This window comes from Methanohalophilus halophilus (assembly GCF_001889405.1).
In the GTDB taxonomy this organism is placed as follows: Archaea; Halobacteriota; Methanosarcinia; order Methanosarcinales; family Methanosarcinaceae; genus Methanohalophilus; species Methanohalophilus halophilus.
This window is the reverse complement of record NZ_CP017921.1, coordinates 640,285-655,875: the sequence shown is the minus strand read 5'-3', so window position 1 is coordinate 655,875 and position 15,591 is coordinate 640,285. Positions and strand designations below refer to the sequence as shown.

The following is a 15,591-nucleotide window of genomic DNA, read 5'->3' as shown; positions in this document are numbered from 1 at the left end:
AAGGGTTACATGTACGAATAGTAAGAAATAAAGTATAGAAACAATTATTTTCTTCAAAACCATTTTTATTAATATTTGTCCCCTGACAGGAAATAGTCTACCAGTTGTGATATTTGTATGATAGGCAACTGTCCTGCAAGGTAATCGTCTGCCGCTGCAGAAATTTCTTCTATTTCAATTATGTAGTTCTGGTTTGCATCATATACATCGTATTCAGGCGGGATTACTACTAATTCCTCATATAGGGTAATTATCTCATTAATTTCGCCAGCGTTTAATTCAAATATCCCTGGTGGTATTGAATTAGTGGCATAAGTCTCTTCAAAATAACCCTGTGTATCTGCCTTTATCGAGCTGGATGCATTGATGGTAAGGTTGACAGTTGATTCTCCATCCTCTGCCTGGCCATCAATTATAATATCATAAGTTCCTGAAGGTACATTTGATTGGGATACTGTTGCAACTCCGGATTCAGCATCTGCACTCTTGGTAATCCAGAAAAGTATCTTTACTCGGACATTCAGATCTTTAACTTTCTCACTTGTCACCTGAAAAGTATTGGAACCATCAGGAATTTCAACATCATCTATCCTGTATTCGTAAGTACCATTAGATACATTTACAGTTTGATTAAAAGAAACGGTTACATCGATCGATTCATCAGGTTGAGCAGTACCATTTATTTTTATATCTTCCCCCACAACCGGATAATCGGGATATACGGACAATTCTGTGACAGCAGCACTAGAGAGGGGCATTGCCACAGTAATCATAAGCAATACACATAATATTTTGATAGCGACTGCTAGGTTACGTCTGTACGATTCACTGTTACAGGGAATAGTACTCATCCCCTGACAGGAAGTAATAGACCAGTTCAGATATATCTCTGATAGGCAACTCTCCTCTGATAAAATCAAAAGCTGCGGTACTTATCTCTACAATATTGATTATGTAATTCTCATTGAAATCATAGGGATTGTACGGGGCAATGAAGACATCCTGCTGGCCGAATGCAACAAGACCTTCCCCGGATTTGTATACTCCAGTAAGCAGGATGTATTTATCTTCCGGCAGGTCGGTTGTGGTTATACTGAGACTGGTTTGGTTTGCCTCTACAGTTTTCATTATAATAGTCCCATTATCAGGACCAATTAGTTCTATTATCTTATTCTGGACATCATTGCGCTCAATATTAGAAGAGTCAATTCCCAGAAGGTCACATCCCTGGATCAAAGGAATCTCGTTTACTGTTAGATTGGTACCTTCCTTTGAACCATTGCACTGCATTTCAATATCCGCTTTGTATACACTATCCTTTACAAGGACCGCACCATAGGTGTAACTGGTATCATTCGCAGCATTCAGCAGTCTGACATCCACATTTATATTCTCATCCAGATCAACAGCCTGGGGCGCAGTTATTACGGAATCATATTCCAGTACTTCAAATCCTGTGGCAGAAAGAATAAAAGCATCGTATTTCTGCATTTGACTGGTATTGAGCAGCATAAGGGCCATGTAATCTCCGGCTTGCAGATCATTACATGTGATTTCAAGATCTCCATTTCCATCAAGTTGTTCGTTAGGGTATTTTTTGTATGCATTTTCAGTTAGATCATTTATACTTGCAAGATCTGCCTCTTTGAGATTTTGGTTAATTTCATTGATAACTCCCCGGTTTACACTGATGATGTAGAGTTCAACATCATCATAGGCAAACATATCTGAACCATAAAACTCAAGCTCTACATCGTTCTGCCCAGGTATATCGGTGAACATTGAATGATTTGCAAAGGGATAGGTGACAGCATAATCGTCATCTGCATCCATGGTTATATTTATGGGTGCACTACCATAATCGAAATCTGTTGCATTTATTCCCTGATAGGTAAAAGATATTGGATGGGGTAACCGGAATTCTTCTCCACCCTTAACAGCTATCCAGTTTCCTTCAGTGTCAGAACTTGTATGATTGGCAAACCCTATGCTTGCATCGTTAATTGTGATATTCACTTCATCGGAATCCGCAACAGCAATACTTCCCAGTCCAATTAGCAACAGGGTAACTATGAATGTATAACAGAATGCTTTAAGCCCTTTTGATCTCATGCCCCTTCCCCGTATTTATATTAAGTATGATTTTTACACATTACTAGCTTAGTTTCAATGTTAAATCATTGGTGAAGGACCCAGATATAAACATACGAACCATTTATCAGGACGTTTGGTAAGGGGTTTCAGGATTACAAACCGGTTAGGGGACGGTTTGCATTGTTCAAATCATCATGATTTGCTATTAAAAAAAGAGCAGTTTTTGGGAACAACTATATTTATATAATTTATATATCCAGATATATTTTGTGTTAAAAAAGGTGCATTCATCTCCTACCTTACGGAAGGAGTCTTATGCTTTTCATGATAAAGAATGGATATGATTAATCCATTCTCATTTTTCTTTCCGTCTTAAACCCATTACACCAGCAAGTCCCAGCATTCCGATTATTAACAGAGGATTTGCCGTTGGCACTTCAAAATTGGGTTGCGAATCGTGTCCGAAGTAATGACTCATGTCCGAATCAGTTACATTGGGTCCAATTGGTGGCACGCCTTCAGCCATAGCTGTGTTCTCATATTGACCCAAACTGGCAGTTCCACTTTCGGTCAATACACAGGATTCACCAGGCTGTAACAATGGGATCGTTCCAATCGATCCAAGTTCATCGTCGGTCACTTCAATATCGGTCAAATTGACATTACCGGTATTGGTAACATTGAACTCCCATACAACTTCATAGTTCAATCGGATGTATGGTCCTGTCTTATTATCCGCATCCTCTCCATTGGTAGATTTTTCAATATCAATACCAGGAATCACTTCAAACATTCCTGCATCGAAAGTCATATTGAAATCGGTTGTTTGAACGTCTATTTTCCCGGTTCTTCCCATAGCAGGATCAACATCACTATCGTATTCATTGTCAGTACCCTGTTTTTCTGGACTGAAAATGTGGCCGGGCAGCAAATCGAATTCTATATAATACTCTCCGGCTGCAACACTGAAGTTATAGTATCCACTTGCGTTTGTTACTGTAGTTTCCAGGAGTGAGTCATCACTGAAGTTGTATAGATTGACGTTCACTCCTTCAATTCCCGGTTCACCAGCTTCCTGGATTCCATTGTTATTTGCAGTATCATTCCACAGGAAATCCCCTATTGTTGCATTAACCCCCAGATAGTGACTCGGATCTGAATCACTGACATTGGGCCCTGATGGAGGTGTACCTACTACAGTTGCATTGTTTGCATACTGTCCCAGGCCAGCAATTCCATTTGCTGTGAATTCCTGTGATTGGCCTGCCTGTAACAATGTGATGGTTCCTATGTGTCCAAGTTTGTCATCGGTTATATTGACATCTGTCAAATTGTAATAACCGGTATTAGTCACATTGTAGGTCCATTCAACATTGTTTCCATTAAGTACCAGTGGACCCGTTTTGTTGTCAGCATCTTCTCCGTTGGTGTATTTCTCGATATCAATCATTGCACCTACTTCAATGAATAACAGTTGTTTATGATCATCTGGGTCGCTGCCATAAGGATCAATCACCACGATAGCAATATCATTCTCACCCGGACAAAAACCAATCCCGTTTGCATATGCATCATCGATAATATATTGAGATGCCGTTGTAAAAAATCCTTGGTAATTAGGATTCGCATCTGTAAGATTCCAGACTGCAGCCTGAACTTCCTTCCAGTCTGCTTTGGGTGTAGAACTTAATTGAGTATCGTAGGCTCCATTACGGTATCTGTTAATTACATAATTGACCTTGTCCCAATGCTCATCGTCATTCGTGTAGTCAGGCATTGAGGAATTCTCACTGCAATAGACATTAGTATCATACAATGTTTCAGGTGTAATGAACACACGACTGTCGGCACACCAGCCAGTCCATGTCCCATTACTTATATCGTAACCTGCAGGAACGTCACCCAGTTGTAAATCAAAATAATTCCCATTACTACCAGGTACAGGGTTCGCTTCGACCGTGATTATCGCTGAAGGGATCTCTACTGGACAACATTCTTCTGCCTCTGTATTTTCTGCAGTTGCTATTGAAATTATTGCAAAAAGGATTGCAACTAATACGATTAATTTTATTTTAGACTTCATACCGCCACCTCTATAGTATATTTCTTGCTGGCAGTATAAAGGATTAGATGTACGAATGATAAGAAAGAAAGTATAGAAATAATTATTTTTCCAATACCAGTTTTAGTAATATTTGTTCCCTGACAGGAAATGTTCTACTAGTTGCGAAATTTGAACCACATTTACATTTGTGACTGCAGCAAATCCAGGAAGCTATTTTTTTGGAATAACTAAATTTATATAGTATATATACGATATATATTTCTGGGGTATTTGTATGATTGCAGATTCGGTGGAGTGGATAGTGGAGAATAACCATTATAGTGATACGTTAATGTCTTATAATTCAAAGATAGCACGCGGTGCTCTGTCCTGGAGCACAGAGGCACCTGAACTTTGTGAGATTGAAGAAAGATACGCAAATGTGTGTCGGGAAATTATGGATATCGCCATACAGGAAAATCGTGCGCCTGCTGATTGTGTTAATCAGGTATGTTCCAGGAATGGAATTGGAGTGAATGAACTTGTACAGGTCCTCAAGGCAAATCTGGGGTAATGCGGGTATGTATAATAATTTATATTCCAAAAAGAGATGGAATATATTGGAAGTTCAACTTGGACATTCCAATTTACTGTCTCCCTTTGCATTTTCTGTGTATTCTTTGGCCGTAGCAGTTATCTTGCTTATGACAAAATAGTGATCTGGTCCCAGAAAAGTTATTTCTACCTGGTCTTTGGCTTCCATTGGTCGATCCCCTTCAAAATCAACAGGGTATCTCCCTTCTGTTCTGAAAAAAGGGTATTTGCCTACAACATCTACCTGATTTGAATTTGATTCCACATATTGTACCCCAATTTCATCTCGGGGAGTTTCACCTGTATATTGGTACCGATTATGGACCATTCGAATTGCCAGTCTATCTCCTGCACTCAAATCCCCTGTACAGAATGTGCCTACATCTTCATTATGGTATTTTTGTTGAGTTTCTTCGTTAAAATAGGCAGGATTCACAAACCTGAGTTCTCCTCCTTCTCCGCTGGAATTTTTCCATCGTATAATTATAGAGCCAATTTCGTCACCTTTAACCTTCTGTCCGTGTAAATAATCCAGATATATGAGGTCAATATCTCCATGTGTCTCGTTACTCCCAGACCCTGCCCAGTAATCTCTGTACTCCGCACCCAGCAATACTTCTGCTTTCTCAAAACTCATCTGTTCAGGAGGTTCTTTGAGTTTGGAAGTAATATCAAAAGCAGATATACCGATAACTGCTGCTAGAATTATCGTAATGATCAACATAAGAATAATACCAACCGCAGGGGCAATTCCATTGGTATCATTGGAGAATTGGGATTTGCGTTGCATGATTATTAATTAATATATAAATATTATTAATGTGTTTGGATGCTTTGCAATCGTTTTGGCAAACGAAATATTAAAGGTTGCATGTTACTGCAGACAATACTATTACAAGGCCAATCATCAGTATAGTACCCACTATTGGAGCGAGTCCACGTGTATTAGTGAAGAAGGGAGCGGCAATTTGCATTGATATTATTAGTATATAAAAATATTAATAATCGTTTTGGTTTTTAAAGCACTGTAGGTATTGTAGATATACCCAACAATTGTTTTCGTGGAACATGAAAAAGTATATCTATTCTTTAAAGGGAAGTTATTTCACTAGATAAAAAAGCAGGTAAAAAGACCTGCTTACTTCTTATCCTTTTTAAAGCAAATGAACCAGTCAAGACAATACGTATCATCTTCTTTGGTCTCGATTCTTTCCTTTGCCATACCACATGAACCTGGTGGCGGGATGATCACGTCATCACCAGGTTGCCAGTTTGCAGGAGTGGCAATCTGTTCGGAATCGGATTTCTGCATGGCAATGACAAGTCTCTTGACTTCATCCATATTCCGTCCGTTACCGAGCGGATAATAGAGAATTGCACGTACCTTGTTCTTCGGGTCGATGATGAATACTGCACGTACAGCTTGAGTATCTGATGCGCCGGGCTGAACCATACCGAATTTCTTAGCTACTTCCATTTTGATATCCGCAATTACAGGGAAATTGACCTCTACATCTTTCATTCCCTTATATTCTATTTTCTCTTTAATGGTCCTAAGCCAGGCAATGTGCGCATGGATACCATCAATAGAAAGTCCGATGAGTTCGGTATTCAGTTCCCTGAATTCATCTTCCATTGTAGCAAAGGTCATGAATTCAGTGGTACAGACCGGTGTAAAATCTGCAGGATGGCTGAACAGGACTACCCATTTACCCTTGTAATCCTGCGGGAAATTAATTTCTCCCTGGGTGGTTGTTGCTTTAAAACTTGGTGCTTCATCGCCTATCAAAGGCATTCTTGTTGGTTCTGTTTCTTCCATAGTTTAAATCCTCCAGAACAGATACTGTTCGTATGGATACATACTATATAGCGTTCCTCCTTATAAAGATATAGCAGAAATACTATTTTATTGAAACCTTACCACAGGTAATGAAAATAGTTCCTACGTTTTTATTCTATCCCGATATATTTTTGAGTCCATGGACAGGCAATAATACATCTGCCACAGAGTGGATGATCAAAATTTATTTTCCTGGAAGCCCTTTGACATTCAATGTAACATTGCTGGATGTCTATGATTTCATCCCTGTGAACAGAAGGTGTCCATTGTTTACCGGTGGGTGCATTCACAGGACACTTGTCGATGCAGTTACTACAAGTTCCACAAAGAGATTTTTCCATAGGTTTACCTGCTTTGAGGGGAGCGTCGGTAAATACGGTATTAAGTCGTAAGGCACTACCAAATTCCTTTGTTACAAGAAGGTCACATTTACCCACCCATCCAAGTCCGGCCTTTGTGGCTGTGGTTTTATGAGGGAATTCGGCTTCCAGTTTATTTTCATCAATATCCGATTTGCTGGCAGTCATTGAAATAGCCCTGTGACCCATATGCTGTAATTTTTTTTCAAGTTCCATGCCAATGGATGTAAGTTTTTCATTGGCCATATTGCATTCATCAATATAGGCCTGATATGGACCAGCGTCAAGATTTTTGATTACTTCCCTATCAAGGGCAATTCCAAATACAATGGCACGTTTTAACTCAGGATAGGGATGAGCTGGAGTATTTTCCAGATCTGCTATGCCCCATATAGATACATTTTCAGACAAGAAATTCGTGATGACGGATTCAACGTTTTGCATAAACAAGCTTCCTATTTTTGCAATTCACTTTGGAGTATGACTGTTTAGGGAAAGTTTGGCCATACTTGAGATTAATTCTTTTGTATACGGACTTTGAGGATTATGGAATATCTCATTGGTATTATTTATCTCAACAAGATTTCCGTCCTGCATGACAGCAACCCTATCTGCGATTCTTTTGACAAGCGCCAGGTCATGAGATATAAAAAGCAAGGTCATATCCATTTCTTTTTTCAGTGTCTTGAGTAATTGCAGTATCTGGGCCTGTACCGAGACATCCAGGGCTGCAGTAATTTCATCTGCAATCAGTAAATCCGGATGAAGGGCTATTGCACGTGCTATAGCAATCCTCTGGTTCTGTCCCCCACTCAACTGATGCGGGTGTCGATGCAGGTGTTCTTCAGAAAGGCCTACATGACTTAATAATTGGAATACCCTTTTCCTGACTTTATCCTTATTTTGACCTTGCAGTCTTAGAGGTTCAGCCAGAGAATCATATATAAGATGTCGGGGATTTAAGGATGTATCAGCATTTTGGAATATCATCTGTACTTTTGTATGCAGAAAAGAGAGAGTTTTACGATCAGGAAATGTAACATCTCTTCCCTCCAATATTATTTTTCCATTATCTGGCTTTTCCAGGCTTACAAGACATTTTGCAAGTGTTGTTTTCCCACAGCCGCTTTCTCCTACAATACAGAGTGTTTCATGTTTATTAATCCGAAAAGAAATGTTTTCAAGCACCCTGGAACTCTTTTTCCGGAAAGGAATGGTTGAGGACGAATAACTTTTGTCAAGTGTTTTTACTTCAAGCACAGGCAAAACACCTCACATATCTCTCCCCTTCTATCATTTCCAACTTAGGATGCTCAGTTTTACATTTGCTGCAGGCCCGTGCGCAACGTGGATGGAATCGACATCCATGGGGTCTCTGCGTAAGCTGTGGAGTAAAGCCTGGAATGGGTATCATTTCTTTTTCCGGATGTGAAGCTAGTAATTGGCTGGAATAGGGATGAATTGGTTTTTCAAAAAAACTTTTTGCGGGAGCAATTTCCACCAGTTCCCCGGCGTACATCACCGCGATTTTATCGGAAAGATTGGAAGCCACATTAAGATCATGTGTAATCAGCAGGATAGAACGTTCTGCATGTAGTTTGGATAACATTTCCACAATTTTTAATTTCACAGTCACGTCAAGGCCGTTAGTTGGCTCATCAGCTATCAAAATTTCGGGATCAGTTGCAATCCCCAAAGCGATTGCAAATCTCTGTTTCATCCCCCCACTTAATTGATGAGGGTACTGGGATAGTCTGCGCAAAGGATTTTTAATCCCTGTTTTTTCCAGTAGAGAAATCATTTTGTCCCGGGATGAGGGTTTGTTCGAATATTTGAGGGTTTCATATAACTGGTTATGCATGGTGAATACCGGATTTAGGGAAGCTGAAGGATTCTGGAACACCAGGCCAATCTTATTGCCCCTGATCTTTCGCCATTCCTTTTCCTTCAATGATAGGATTTCTTCCCCATCCATATGCACCGTTCCGCAGACCTGGGCATCGCGGGGAAGCAATCCCAACAGGGAATTTGCAAGTAATGATTTACCACAGCCGGATTCACCTATTATTGTGAAGGTTTCCTTATCGAGAATATCCATATCCACTGAATCAACAGGTACTATAGGTCCCTGAGGAGATTCAAATGACACTTTTAGATCCCTTATACTCAGCAATCAGAACAACCTCCAACGCTGTTTTGTATCTCGTGGATCAAAAATATCTCTCAATCCATCCCCAAGGAAATTGAAACCCAGGACAGTTATTACAATAAATATCCCCGGGAAAAACATTACATGGGGAGCGGATTGTAGGAACAGGCGGCCTTCATTGACCATCATCCCCCATTCCGGAGCAGATGATACACCCAATCCCAAGAAACTCAATCCAGCAGCTGCCAGGATAACGTTGCCCATTCCAAGGGTTGAGATTACAAGCAAAGGGGATGTAATATTTGGCAGGATATGATGGCGTAGTATATAGGGAGCCCTGCCTCCCATCATTCTCGAGACTGCGATATAATCCATGTTTTTCACCGCCAGAACAGAGCCACGGCTCACTCTGGCATAAGCAGTCCATTCAACAATCGATAAAGCAATGATCAATCCCGTCATGTTCCCACCGAATATGCCGGCAATAGCAAGAGCAATAAACATGCTGGGAAATGCAAGAAAACCATCGACAAATCTCATCACGGTCTCGTCTACAATACCTCCGGCATAAGCTGAGATTGAACCAATCAAAGTGCCGGCGATAAAAGATATTCCTATAACAGAACCTCCTATAAACAGGCTAATGCGGGCAGCAAACAGAACCCTGCTTAAGATGCATCGTCCCAGATGATCGGTTCCAAAAGGATATTCTGAAGAGGGAGATAACAATCTCTGATCAAAATTGGTTTTCTGGGGATCCTGGGGGGCCAGCCACGGAGCTGTTAGTGCAAGGAATACTACTGCACCAATGAGAATAAGGCCAATTAGCATACTTCTGTTAAAGATTCCTTTTATCATATCTCAACCTCGGATCAAGATAGGCATAGGAGATGTCCACTAAAAGATTGATGATAACAAAAATTCCTGCCACGAAAAGGAGGGTGCCCTGTATCATTGGATAATCCCTGCTATATATTGAACTGACCATCAGGTTTCCTATGCCAGGCCATGCAAAAACTGTCTCAATTATAACCGATCCGTTTAACAGATAGCCAAAACTCAATCCCATCATGGTAACTACCGGTATGAAGGCATTTTTCAGAGCATGTTTTCCAATGATAATATATTCCGGCAATCCCCGGGCTCTGGCCGAAAGAATATAGTCATGATCAAGCACGTCTAAAAGACTGGACCGCATCAGGCGCATGAGTACTGCTGCCGATGAAGTCCCCAGAGTTAAAGCAGGCAGTATCATGTGATAGAGGTCTCCTCCATCACCGTATCCTCCCACAGGTAAGATATCTAAAAAAATAGCAAATACAAGAATCATCAGGTACCCCTGCCAAAAGTTTGGGATGGATACACCAAAAAGAGAGAAAAATCTGCTCAGGTCATCCTTCCATGTATCTTTTGCCAGTGCAGCTATTATACCTCCCGGGATGGCAATCAATAATGTGAATATCATGCTTACTACAGCTAATTTAAAAGTTGCACCAAAATTGTGCAGGATGGCTTTTGCCACGGGTTGATCGGTCATGTAAGAATAACCCAGATCACCAGAAAGAACCTGCATTAACCATGTCCCATATTGTATATGGAATGGCTGGTCAAAACCCATTTCTTCCCTGAATTCTTCTACAACCTGCGGATCTGCCACACCATCGGGGCCTGTAAGTAGTAATTCGGCCGGATCCCCGGGAGCGATATGTATTATTGAAAAGCTTATTATTGAAACTAAAAGGAGAGTGGGAATCAGGAATAACACTCGTCTCATCAAATAAGCAAACATAATCATTTTTCCTTTTTAGAGGAAGTACCGGATATCAGGAAGAATGTATCTGTATTCAGGGGTCTCAGGAGGGGGTGCATGTTTTTTAAATTGTATTTGTGTACCAATGGTAAAGAATCAATTTGCATATCCTCAAAACCTGCTTTTTCAAAGAGCGGCTTGATACTTTCAGGTTTTACATTCGAATAAAGGGGCAGTGAAGGATGTAGAGAGGAATAATATTGATTGAATTTACCCTGACGCAACACTCCTGTTGTAGGGTCCCTGTATGTGATACCCTGCACTACTTTTCTGATTCCACGCTTGAGTTTCTTTACAGGTGATGGATCAAACCAGTTTCCATCAATCGCAATAATCTTTCCTCCGGGATGCAGAACGCGGTTCCATTCCTTAAGCGTATTTTCCGGGTCAGGAAGAGTCCAGAGAAGATATTTACTTACCACTACATCAAAACTTGAATCATCAAATGACAGGTTTTCTGCATCTCCTTTTTCGAACCTGATGTCCAGATTGCGCTTAATAGCTTCTCTCTGCGCTTTTTCCAGCATGGATTGTGATATATCAATGGCAGTTACCTCATGTCCCATGTCTGATAGTAGAAGAGCCAGAAATCCTTTCCCTGTACCTATATCAAGTACTTTTAGCGGACCTGTGCCAAGATAGGGAAGGAGACTCTGTTTCCAGAGCTCTCTTTCTTCTTCTCCCAGGGATGTGGCGCCGTTAGTATAACTTGTACTGCGCCAATCCCAGTATTCTTCGATTTGCTGTTTTACAGTCATTTCTGCACCTTATTCCAATCTCACGTTTTCAGTCAGGAAGGTTATTTCATTGGGGTAAATAGTGAAACCCTGGATTTCATCAGAGGTGCCCACAGTCTTGCGATAATAGAATACAAATATTTCGGGACAGTCTTCAAATGCTTCCTTCTGTACATTATTGTAGTATTCCAGACGCTTATCACTATCCATGTTAGTACGTCCCATTTCCAGCCATTCATCCACATCCTCATTAGAATATCCTGTCCAACCTGCATATTTGCTGTCTGAAACAAAATGCTGTGACAGGAAATAATCCGGATCTCCTGTAGGTGCTACTCCCCACGCATAAAGGCCGAGGTCATAGTTGCCGTCACTCATATCTGCACTAAGGGCACCACTTTCAAGGATAATTGCCTCACTTTCAATTCCTATCTCGCGGAATTGAGCAGCCATTGCTTCTGCAGCAGGTTTCATCTCAGGTCTTGATGCATAGGTTTTTATGTTGAGGGAAAAAGTTTCTCCTGCATAATCAAGTGTGCCATCTCCATCTTCGTCCTCTATACCTGCCTGTGCCAGCATATCGAGGGCTTTTTCGGGATTATGGTCATAGGGATCAAGCTGCTCATTTGCAGACCAGCTAAACAGAGAAGGGAATAGTCCGACTGCAGGTGAACCACCCACACCTTCCAGTGCAGCATCTATTACCTGTTCTCTGTCTATTGCATGGTTGATAGCCTGTCTTACATGTATATCATCCAGAGGTGCTTTTCTGGTATTTACATACATGAATCCAGTTCGCATGGTTTCTTCGTTGTGTATACTGATACCATCTTTTGCATCGAGACGAGCAACTTCTGCTGGAGGTATGCCATCTGCGATCTGTACGTCTCCTCCCTCAAGTTTGAGGGACCTGGTTACAGGATCGCTTACATAGTTAAACACAGCAACATCAAGTTGTGGTTGCCCTGCCCAGTAATTATTATTCTTGTTGACAACCAGTTCTATTCCAGGTTCAAATGATTCAAAAGCATAAGGACCGGTACCTGAAGGAGATGTTGCAAGATCAGTAACCTCAGGATTTACGATTGAGACGATAGGGTCTGTCAGGCTTGCAATCGCAGGTGCATAGGGTTTTTCTGTGGTAATCAATACTGTATAATCATCTAGAGCCTGTACATCCTCTATAAAATCATACTGGCTACTGCGTGTATTATCGGGATCTCGTACTCTATTTATTGAATACACGACTGCCTCTGAGGTCATGGGTGTACCATCATGGAATGTAACATTTTCCCTGAGTGTTATTTGCCAGGCAGTATCGTTTATGGTTTCATAGCCGGTTGCAAGTTCAGGTATCATTTCCATATTTTCATCATAACTGAACAGTGTTTCATATAGCCCGGCTTCTCTAACATACCAGCCGACCCATCTGGAAGAAGGGTCAAGACTATCTGAAGGTCCAAACGTCTGTGCAATTTCGACGATTTTTGCCTGGGTCTCATTTTCATTAATATTATTGTCTTCATTTTGTTGCTGATCCGCACATCCAGCAATCAAAATGGAAATAGTGCATAACAAAATAATGATATAAGTGCTACTTTTTCTTAAATCCATCATCCGTATCACAATTACCTTGATTTGTTTGTCGTTATATTAATATTACGAATGGAAAAATTCGTAACATCAGATAATGCGGTATTTTTATGAATTTGTAAAAATATCTTATTAACAGTTTTAATATAATTAATCAAGTTTATATATTATCTCTCTCTCAATATATCCGGACAATCATAGAATTGCCAGGAAATCAGAGATGACAGGCGTACTGGAAAACTTTTTTCATCTGAAAGAACACGGCACAGATATTAAAACCGAGGTTATGGCCGGCCTTGTAACCTTCATGACAGTTGCCTATATTATAGTTGTCAATCCTGCCATCCTAGAAGCTGCAGGGATACCCTTCGGTCCTTCCCTGGTGGCTACAATCCTTTCCGCAGTATTCGGAACCCTCATAATGGGCGTCTATGCCAAAAAACCCATTGCGATTGCACCATATATGGGAGAGAACGCTTTTGTTGCTTATACGGTGGTAGGGGTGCTGGGTTATCCCTGGCAGACGGCACTGGGTGCAGTATTCATAAGCGGTGTCCTTTTTACAATTTTGACAATTTCAGGCTTCAGGGACAGAATGATCGATGCAGTCCCGAATAATCTCAAATACAGTTTTGTAGCCGGTCTGGGTCTGTTCATAACATTTATCGGGCTTGTCAATGCAGGTATCGTTTCGCTGGGTGTGGAAGGCTCTCCCCTGCATGTAGGTGCTCTGGATACAATGCCGGTAGCCCTTGCTGTACTGGGATTTCTTTTGATCAGCGTCCTGATGATCAAAAATGTTAGGGGTGCGATCCTGATAGGTATCATTGCTACAGCTCTTTTGGGATTTGTGACAGGTGTTTCCCAGACACCGGATTCGATTCTTAGCATGCCTCCAAGTCTTACACCCATTTTCCTGCAGCTGGATATTGTCGGGGCCCTGTCCTGGGGTTTCTTTGCCGTGATCCTTACAATGTTTACGATGGACCTGATGGATACAATGGGTACCCTTGTGGGTGTATCCATGGAGGCCGGATACATGGATGAAGAGGGTAATCTTCCTGATATGGAAAAACCCTTCCTTGCAGACTCCCTGGCCACAGTATTCGCAGCAATTGCCGGTACCACTACTACAGGGGCGTATATTGAATCTGCTACGGGTATAAAAGAGGGAGGCAGGACCGGGCTTACTGCAGTTGTGGTTGCACTTCTTTTCATGCTGGGCTTGTTCTTCTATCCCCTCTTTTCGGCAATCCCGGCAGCCGCCACAGCTCCTGCTTTGATAATTGTCGGTTTTCAGATGATGACATCGATAAAAAAGATAGATATGAATGATCTGACCGAGATGGTCCCTGCAATGGCGGTTATAATCCTGATGAGCTTTACCTATAATCTGGGAATTGGTCTGTGTGCAGGTTTTGTCCTGTTTCCCCTTTTTAAAGTGGTAAGTGGTAAGGGCAGGGAAGTCAAACCAATAGCCTGGGGATTGTTTGTCCTGTGTTCCCTGTTCTTTATATTTTATCCGTATTGAATGCGGTCGAAGTCGTGGGCTTTCTCTACTCTTCCATCCCCGTCACTCGTAAATATAACAAAATATACTTTAAATAGGTACAAAAGGGAAGGATCAAAATGGCAATGAATATAAGTGTGGATCCACAAACAAAAGAAAAACTTAATATCTTAAAGGAATACCCTGAAGAGTCCTATAATTCTGTGATTGATAGATTGACCAGAATGGCAATCGATGAGGATGAACTAAGCGATGAAACTATTCAGGGTATCGAAGAAGCTTTAGAAGATCTCAAAATGGGGCGGGCCTATAGTGAATACGAGGTCAAGAAAGAGCTTGGTTTACTGTGAATTATAATGAGATTTGTATCTAAAGTGTGAACAATATACCGGAAATATCAATCATGATTTGATTCTCTGAAATGGCTTTGTAGACACAGGTACGAACATTTTTTATAAACCAATCGACATCTTTTGATATATCATGTACGACTTGGAATCAGCGCAAGCAAAACTTTCTAAGTATTTCAGTAGTCTGGATGAAGTGGTACTTGCCTACATATTTGGCTCTGTTGCAAGAGGTGACGACAACAAGCTGAGCGATGTAGATATAGGAGTATTGCTGGATAAAAGTCTTTCAAAGCAGGACATATTTAGGCTGGAGTTGCATGTTATTGATGATATTGTTGGATTGTTGGGTTCTGACAAGATTGACCTGACCATTATGAATCAGGCACCTCTGCTTTTGAATTTTAATATTATTAAAGATGGATACGTTTTGAAATCTGATGAGGTCAGTCGAATACCCTTCGAAACCTAGGTCATGTCCAGATATCTGGATGAAAAATTTTACAGACAGCGC

At 41.0% G+C, this 15,591-nt stretch carries 17 protein-coding genes; 4 read left to right on the top strand and 13 right to left on the bottom strand.

The genetic code is table 11. The features are described from left to right. Window positions 1–68: 68 nt before the first annotated feature. The 3 genes from BHR79_RS03300 to BHR79_RS03290 form a co-directional block, all read right to left on the bottom strand. Window positions 69–851: a hypothetical protein gene (locus tag BHR79_RS03300; protein WP_072561049.1), complete on the bottom strand. Its 783-nt coding sequence runs from the start codon at window positions 849–851 to the stop codon at window positions 69–71. Then, window positions 832–2,112: a TIGR04279 domain-containing protein gene (locus tag BHR79_RS03295; protein ID WP_072561048.1), complete on the bottom strand. Its 1,281-nt coding sequence runs from the start codon at window positions 2,110–2,112 to the stop codon at window positions 832–834. The genes BHR79_RS03300 and BHR79_RS03295 overlap by 20 nt, the downstream gene beginning before the upstream one ends. A gap of 337 nt (window positions 2,113–2,449) precedes the next feature. Further along, complete coding sequence (locus tag BHR79_RS03290) at window positions 2,450–4,177, bottom strand: SdrD B-like domain-containing protein (protein WP_072561047.1); 1,728 nt, start codon at window positions 4,175–4,177, stop codon at window positions 2,450–2,452. Between the two features lie 256 nt (window positions 4,178–4,433). Here BHR79_RS03290 and BHR79_RS03285 point away from each other — a divergent pair, with 256 nt between their 5' ends. Then, window positions 4,434–4,712, top strand: coding sequence for a hypothetical protein (locus BHR79_RS03285; RefSeq protein WP_072561046.1), 279 nt, complete (start codon window positions 4,434–4,436; stop codon window positions 4,710–4,712). A 54-nt stretch (window positions 4,713–4,766) separates the two neighbouring features. Here the strand turns inward: BHR79_RS03285 and BHR79_RS03280 are convergent, their stop codons facing one another. From BHR79_RS03280 to BHR79_RS03240, 10 genes are all read right to left on the bottom strand, one after another. Further along, on the bottom strand, window positions 4,767–5,522 hold the full coding sequence (locus tag BHR79_RS03280) for a type IV pilin (protein WP_072561045.1): 756 nt from the start codon (window positions 5,520–5,522) through the stop codon (window positions 4,767–4,769). A 70-nt stretch (window positions 5,523–5,592) separates the two neighbouring features. Continuing rightward, window positions 5,593–5,706, bottom strand: coding sequence for an archaellin/type IV pilin N-terminal domain-containing protein (locus BHR79_RS10870; RefSeq protein ID WP_083433015.1), 114 nt, complete (start codon window positions 5,704–5,706; stop codon window positions 5,593–5,595). Window positions 5,707–5,870: 164 nt separating this feature from the next. After that, window positions 5,871–6,551 (bottom strand): peroxiredoxin, encoded by a 681-nt coding sequence (locus BHR79_RS03275; protein WP_072561044.1) that lies wholly within the window; start codon window positions 6,549–6,551, stop codon window positions 5,871–5,873. A 131-nt stretch (window positions 6,552–6,682) separates the two neighbouring features. Next, a complete protein-coding gene (locus BHR79_RS03270) occupies window positions 6,683–7,375 on the bottom strand; it encodes an epoxyqueuosine reductase (protein ID WP_072561043.1) in 693 nt (230 codons plus the stop codon). Window positions 7,376–7,399: 24 nt separating this feature from the next. Beyond that, on the bottom strand, window positions 7,400–8,191 hold the full coding sequence (locus BHR79_RS03265; protein WP_072561042.1) for an ABC transporter ATP-binding protein: 792 nt from the start codon (window positions 8,189–8,191) through the stop codon (window positions 7,400–7,402). After that, window positions 8,184–9,080 (bottom strand): ABC transporter ATP-binding protein, encoded by an 897-nt coding sequence (locus tag BHR79_RS03260; protein WP_234970380.1) that lies wholly within the window; start codon window positions 9,078–9,080, stop codon window positions 8,184–8,186. The genes BHR79_RS03265 and BHR79_RS03260 overlap by 8 nt, the downstream gene beginning before the upstream one ends. 24 nt (window positions 9,081–9,104) lie before the next feature. Next, window positions 9,105–9,938, bottom strand: a complete 834-nt coding sequence (locus BHR79_RS03255; protein ID WP_072561040.1) for an ABC transporter permease — start codon at window positions 9,936–9,938, stop codon at window positions 9,105–9,107. After that, window positions 9,919–10,869: a nickel ABC transporter permease gene (gene nikB, locus BHR79_RS03250; RefSeq protein ID WP_072561039.1), complete on the bottom strand. Its 951-nt coding sequence runs from the start codon at window positions 10,867–10,869 to the stop codon at window positions 9,919–9,921. The genes BHR79_RS03255 and nikB overlap by 20 nt, the downstream gene beginning before the upstream one ends. 2 nt (window positions 10,870–10,871) lie before the next feature. Then, entirely contained in the window at window positions 10,872–11,648 is a 777-nt protein-coding gene (locus BHR79_RS03245) for a class I SAM-dependent methyltransferase (protein ID WP_072561038.1), read from the bottom strand. A gap of 9 nt (window positions 11,649–11,657) precedes the next feature. Further along, window positions 11,658–13,205 carry an ABC transporter substrate-binding protein gene (locus tag BHR79_RS03240; protein WP_322787697.1) on the bottom strand — a complete coding sequence of 516 codons (1,548 nt, stop codon included), beginning with the start codon at window positions 13,203–13,205 and terminating at the stop codon, window positions 11,658–11,660. Window positions 13,206–13,440: 235 nt separating this feature from the next. Between BHR79_RS03240 and BHR79_RS03235 the strand changes: the two genes are divergently transcribed. The 3 genes from BHR79_RS03235 to mntA all read left to right on the top strand — a co-directional run bounded on the left by BHR79_RS03235 (window position 13,441) and on the right by mntA (window position 15,549). Further along, window positions 13,441–14,751 (top strand): NCS2 family permease, encoded by a 1,311-nt coding sequence (locus BHR79_RS03235; protein WP_072561037.1) that lies wholly within the window; start codon window positions 13,441–13,443, stop codon window positions 14,749–14,751. Between the two features lie 98 nt (window positions 14,752–14,849). Beyond that, a complete protein-coding gene (locus tag BHR79_RS03230) occupies window positions 14,850–15,080 on the top strand; it encodes a hypothetical protein (RefSeq protein ID WP_072561036.1) in 231 nt (76 codons plus the stop codon). Between the two features lie 133 nt (window positions 15,081–15,213). Then, on the top strand, window positions 15,214–15,549 hold the full coding sequence (gene mntA / locus BHR79_RS03225) for a type VII toxin-antitoxin system MntA family adenylyltransferase antitoxin (RefSeq protein ID WP_200796356.1): 336 nt from the start codon (window positions 15,214–15,216) through the stop codon (window positions 15,547–15,549). Window positions 15,550–15,591 lie beyond the last annotated feature (42 nt).